The 5,822-nt window shown below is 71.9% G+C and carries 3 protein-coding genes and 1 pseudogene; 3 read left to right on the forward strand and 1 reads right to left on the reverse strand.

Annotated elements, in window-relative coordinates:
• Both GKQ77_RS26135 and GKQ77_RS26140 read left to right on the forward strand, forming a co-directional pair.
• A pseudogene (locus GKQ77_RS26135) lies at positions 1 to 1,036 on the forward strand (aminoglycoside phosphotransferase family protein); the annotation flags it as partial.
• A gap of 239 nt (positions 1,037 to 1,275) precedes the next feature.
• Complete coding sequence (locus GKQ77_RS26140; protein ID WP_219691389.1) at positions 1,276 to 3,927, forward strand: valine--tRNA ligase; 2,652 nt, start codon at positions 1,276 to 1,278, stop codon at positions 3,925 to 3,927.
• Positions 3,928 to 3,992: 65 nt separating this feature from the next.
• Here GKQ77_RS26140 and GKQ77_RS26145 read toward each other — a convergent pair whose 3' ends face one another.
• Entirely contained in the window at positions 3,993 to 4,652 is a 660-nt protein-coding gene (locus GKQ77_RS26145) for a hypothetical protein (protein WP_258021988.1), read from the reverse strand.
• 135 nt (positions 4,653 to 4,787) lie between these two features.
• Here GKQ77_RS26145 and GKQ77_RS26150 point away from each other — a divergent pair.
• Positions 4,788 to 5,822, forward strand: a 1,035-nt coding sequence (locus tag GKQ77_RS26150; protein ID WP_219691390.1) for a sensor histidine kinase, incomplete at its 3' end; no start/stop codon positions are given.

Genomic DNA, 5,822 nt, shown 5'->3' on the forward strand with positions numbered 1-5,822 from the left:
GAACGGCCCCTATCTGGAGCCCGCGCGGCCCGCGTCCGCGCAGCTCGGCGCCGGCCGGACGCGCCGTGTGCCGGCATCCGGCACGCAACCGCTCAGCGGGAGACTCGACTTGTCCGGCCCCCAGGGGGCGCAACTGCGCACCGCGATCGCCTCGGTGCATCGCATCTGTCCGGAGTTCAACCCCGTGCAGGTGCTCCGCCGGAGCGGGCGCACCGTCCTGCTCGTCGGTACGGCGGGACGCGGTGCCGCCGTCGCTAAGTGTTTACTGGACCACTCCCCGCTGTGGGCCGACCGGATCCGGCACGAAATAGCGGCCTATCGTTCGTTCGTCCGGCACCGCCCGCCCGTACGGGCGCCTCGGTTGATCGCCGCCGATCCCGAGGACTGCACGCTGGTGATCGAGCGGATGCCGGGGCGGGTGGCAGCACTCCAGCGCCACCCGATCGAGTCCCCGCCGCGTGCGGACATCCGGGCGGCGCTCGGTTCCGTGCTGCGGCTGAACCAGTGGCGGCCGCCGGCGGAGATGTTCGGCAGGCCGATGGAGTACGGCAGGCGGATCTCCCGCTTCCACGAGCTGGGCCTGCTGACCGACCGTGACATGGGCGATCTGCAGAAGCTGCTGCAGGGCATCGCGCACTCGGCCGTCCACCAGGGCGACGGGCCCGAGTCCATGTGGCAGTTCTGCCACGGTGACGCCCTGCTGTCGAACATCCTGCTCTCGCCCGCCGGACCCGTCCTTGTCGACTGGGAGCACGCGGGCTGGTACCTGCCGGGGTACGACCTGGCGACGCTGTGGGCGGTGCTGGGTGACGCGCCGGTGGCGCGGCGCGAGATCAGTCAGCTGGCGCAGTCGGCGGGTCCCGCGGCACGCGACGCGTTCCTGGTCAACCTCATGCTGGTGCTGACCCGTGAGATCCGTACGTACGAGACGGCCGTGCAGCGTTCGATGCACGAAGCGGCCCCGACGGCATCGGGCCCGGCCCATCCCGGTGCCGCGCCGTCCGGTGAGGAACAGCGGCTGCTGCTGAGGCGGCTGCCCGTAAGGGCCCGGCTGCTGGGGCTGTCCGCCGCCGTACGGACCGGGCTGCTGCGGCTGTTGCCCGCCGTACGGGCCTGGTTCGTTGTAGCTCATCGCGTGGGTCCCCCTTGAACACTCTGAACACTGGTGTCTCCGGCCATCCTGAACGACGTTCAGACCCCGTGGAGGCCCGGACCGCAAGCGATGTCGAATATTCCGGTTTCGGGACCGGTCCCGGGCCCCCCTAAACTGACCGCGTGACCGAGAACGCTCAGCAGCAGCCCCCAGCGACCACTCCCGAACTGCCGACCCAGTACGCGTCGGCCGAGGTAGAGGGGCCGCTGTACGAGCGCTGGGTGGAACGGGGCTACTTCTCCGCCGACGAGAAGAGCGAGAAGCCGCCGTACACCGTCGTCATCCCCCCGCCGAACGTGACGGGCGCGCTCCACCTGGGCCACGCCTTCGAGCACACGCTCATCGACGCCCTCACCCGCCGCAAGCGCATGCAGGGCTTCGAGACGCTGTGGCAGCCCGGCATGGACCACGCGGGCATCGCCACGCAGAACGTGGTCGAGCGCGAGCTGGCCAAGGAGGGCAAGTCCCGCCACGACCTGGGCCGCGAGGCGTTCATCGAGCGCGTCTGGAAGTGGAAGGGCGAGTCCGGCGGCCAGATCTCCGGCCAGATGCGCCGCCTCGGCGACGGCGTCGACTGGGAGCGCGAGCGCTTCACCATGGACGAGGGCCTCTCGCAGGCCGTCCAGACCATCTTCAAGAAGCTCTACGACGACGAGCTGATCTACCGCGCCGAGCGCATCATCAACTGGTGCCCGCGCTGTCTGACGGCGATCTCGGACATCGAGGTCGAGTACCAGGACGACGACGGCGAGCTGGTCTCCATCAAGTACGGCGAGGGGGACGAGACGCTGGTCGTCGCCACCACCCGCGCCGAGACGATGCTCGGCGACACCGCCGTCGCCGTCCACCCCGAGGACGAGCGGTACAAGCACCTCGTCGGCAAGCAGATCAAGCTGCCGCTCACCGACCGCACGATCCCGGTCGTCGCCGACGAGCACGTCGACCCCGAGTTCGGCACCGGCGCCGTCAAGGTGACCCCCGCGCACGACCCGAACGACTTCGAGATCGGCCAGCGCCACAGCCTGCCGAACATCGCGGTCATGGACGAGCACGCCGTCATCACCGCGCACGGCCCCTTCCAGGGCCTTGACCGCCTTGAGGCCCGCTCCGCCATCGTCGGCGCGCTGCGCGCCGAGGGCCGCATCGTCGCCGAGAAGCGCCCGTACACCCACTCGGTCGGCCACTGCTCGCGCTGCAAGACCACCATCGAGCCGCGCCTGTCGATGCAGTGGTGGGTCAAGGTCGGCCCGCTCGCGAAGGCCGCCGGTGACGCGGTCCGCGACGGCAAGGTCAAGATCCACCCGCAGGAGATGGAGAAGCGGTACTTCGACTGGGTCGACAACCTCCACGACTGGTGCATCTCGCGCCAGCTCTGGTGGGGCCACCGCATCCCCGTCTGGTACGGCCCGAACGGCGAAGTCGTCTGCGTCGGCCCCGACGAGGAGCCCCCCACCGGCGAGGGCTGGCGCCAGGACAACGATGTGCTCGACACGTGGTTCTCCTCCGGCCTGTGGCCGTTCTCCACGCTGGGCTGGCCCGAGCAGACGGAATCGCTCGCGAAGTTCTACCCGAACTCGGTCCTCGTCACCGGCTACGACATCCTCTTCTTCTGGGTCGCCCGGATGATGATGTTCGGCCTGTACGCGATGGACGGCACCCCGCCGTTCCACACGATCGTGCTGCACGGCATGGTCCGCGACCAGTTCGGCAAGAAGATGTCGAAGTCCTTCGGCAACGCGGTCAACCCGCTGGACTGGATGGACAAGTACGGCTCGGACGCCCTGCGCTTCACGCTCGCCCGCGGCGCCAACCCGGGCACCGACGTGCCGATCGGCGAGGACTGGGTCCAGGGCTCGCGCAACTTCGCCAACAAGATCTGGAACGCCACGCGCTTCGCGATGATGAACGGCGCCACGATCGAGGGCGACCTGCCCCCGGCCGAGCAGCTGTCCGCCACCGACCGCTGGGTGCTCTCCCGCCTGAACGCGACGGTCGCCGAAGTCGACGCGCTCTACGACGACTACCAGTTCGCCAAGCTCTCCGACGCCCTCTTCCACTTCGCGTGGGACGAGGTCTTCGACTGGTACGTCGAGCTGTCCAAGACCACGTTCATGGCGGGCGGCGAGGGCGCGAAGGTCTCGGCCCGCGTGCTCGGCGAGGTCCTTGACGTCACGCTGCGCCTGCTCCACCCGATCGTGCCGTTCGTGACGGAGACGCTGTGGACGGCGCTGACCGGCGGCGAGTCGCTCGTCATCGCCGACTGGCCCGCCACTGTGCTGGTTCCTGGGGCTGACGCCCCGGGCGGCTTCCGCGACGCCGGTGCCGAGCGGGAGATCGAGACCCTTCAGCAGGTCATCACGGAGGTCCGCCGCTTCCGCGCCGACCAGGGCCTCCAGCCGGGCCAGAAGGTCCCGGCGCGCCTCACCCTGGACGGCACGGCGCTCGCCCCGCACGAGGCCGCCATCCGCCAGCTGCTCCGCCTGCTGCCGGAGGGTGACGCCTTCACGGCGACGGCGACGCTGCCGGTCTCGGGCGCCACGGTCGCGCTCGACCTGTCCGGCACGATCGACGTGGCCGCCGAGCGCAAGCGCCTGGCCAAGGACCTCGCCGCCGCCGAGAAGGAGAAGGCCCAGGCCGAGGCGAAGCTCGGGAACGAGGCGTTCCTGGCGAAGGCGCCCGACCAGGTCGTGGACAAGATCCGCGGCCGCCTCACCAAGGCGGAGGCGGACATCGCCCGCCTGACGGCGCAGCTCGAGGCGCTGCCGGCCGCCTGATCGGACCGAGCCGAAGGCCCCCGGGACCGCACACGCGGCTTCCGGGGGCCTTTGCCGTACGAGGGTCAGGCGAGGGGGTGGGTGTCGCGGGTCCGCTCGTCGGCGGGGCCCGCGGGCGAGATGAGGTCGACCGGCTCGAAGACCACCTCGGCCGGGCCCTCGCGCGGGGCCGGTGGCTCGAGGCCGAGCCGGTCCAGCTCCGCGCCCGCCAGGGCGTCCAGGATCTCCGGATCGCCGTGCCGCCAGCCCCAGGCGAGGCTGCCCGGGGTCGCGTCGGGGATCTCCGACGCGGTGGCGGCCACCTCGTCGAGGGGGCGCAGCAGCGAGCGCAGGGCCAGCAGGTCGCGGCCGTCGTCGGAGGCGGCGAGGTCCCGCGCCGCGCCCGCCTGGCGGATCCACCGCAGCCGGCGCGGCAGCCAGACCGCGAGGACGAGCCCCACGGGTACGACGAACAGGGCGAGGGCGCCCACGGCGACCGCGGTGCGCACCGCCACCGGGTCCATGGCGTCGACGGCGTCCGCCACGCGCCGCAGCGCCGTGTCGAAGCGTCCGCCGACCAGCGGCAGCGGTGCCCTGCGCTCCTGGAGGGCGCGAGGGAGGGCGAGCAGACAGGCCAGCCGGTACGCGGTGAGGGCGGCGGCGGCCCACAGCGCGGTCCAGAGCAGGACCCCGGCGTCACCGGCGAGCTGATGGGTCCGCCGGGCGGAATTCTGGGCATACCACATGGTCAGATCTGACCCCCGGCACGGGCCGGGGCCCGTCCGCCGCGCCGCGTGGCCGTGCGAGCCCGTGCCGCAAATCACCAAATCAGGGCCATAAGTCCGATGAATCGGGCCGAAAGACCTTGGATGATGGAGGGCATGCACGTCCGCCCCGCCGCCCAGGCGATTCGCCAGGCGGCGGCCATCGGCCGTCGCCTCGCCGAGCGCTGGGGCAAGGCCCCGCGGGCCCTGGACCTGCTCACCGCGCTGAGCGCGCTGGCGCTGATGAGCCTGGACGTGCCGGGCCTCGCGGCGGCGGACAACTCCCTCACGGGCCCGATGGCCGCCCTCGTCCTGACAGCGGGCGCGGCGTCCCTGCTGGTGCGGCGCCGGGTGCCCTGGGTGACGTATGGCGTCGCGCTCTTCCTGCTCGGCTGGCTGCACGAGCTGACGCTGACGCAGTTCGCGCTGTACTCGCTGGGGCGCTACCGGGGGCGCCGGGCCGGGATGCTCGGGGTCGTCGGGTACGTGGCGTTCGCGTACGCGATGTTCCTGCTGCCCGGCTGGCCGCCGCACCGGGGCGAGACGCTCAGCGAGTTCCTGAGCCTGGTCGTGCCGATCGGGGTGCTCGCGGCCGGGGTCGGCGTCGCCGCGAACCGGCAGGACCTCGTCCGCGAGCTGGAGGCCCAGCGCGCGGAGACGGACACGCTGCACGCCGTCCAGCAGGAGCGGGCCCGCATCGCGCGGGACGTGCACGACTTCGTGGGGCGCGAGCTGACGCTGCTGAGCGTGCGGTCCCAGGTGCTGGCGCGGCGGGCCTCCGGTGGGCCCTTCGAAGAGGGGTTCGAGGAGCTTTCGGAGACGGCGCGCAGTGCGCATCGGATGCTGAACGAGATCATCGTGCAGCGGGGGCTGGATGGGGCGCCGACGCCTGGTCTCGACGCCCTTCCTGAACTCGCCGAGCGCAGCGGGCGTGCGGGGAGCCCTGTGGAGCTTCTGGTGGCACCGGCCGCCCATCGGCTCTCTCCGCTGCGGCAGGCGGCGGTGCATCGGGTGGTCCAGGAGTGTCTGACCAACGCGGCCAAGCACGCTCCGGGGGAGCGGGTCACTGTCCGGGTGGACGTGGAGGGCGGGCGCCTTGGGATCGCCGTGCGCAACGCGCTGCCGGCGTCGGCGCCCGCGTCGGCGCCGGTT

The organism is Streptomyces anatolicus, from assembly GCF_019400875.1.
In the GTDB taxonomy this organism is placed as follows: Bacteria; Actinomycetota; Actinomycetes; order Streptomycetales; family Streptomycetaceae; genus Streptomyces; species Streptomyces anatolicus.

Coding starts and splice junctions, on each gene's coding strand:
- GKQ77_RS26145 (WP_258021988.1), bottom strand. CDS start 4,652: ATGTGGTATGCCCAGAATTCCGCCCGGCGGACCCATCAGCTCGCCGGT.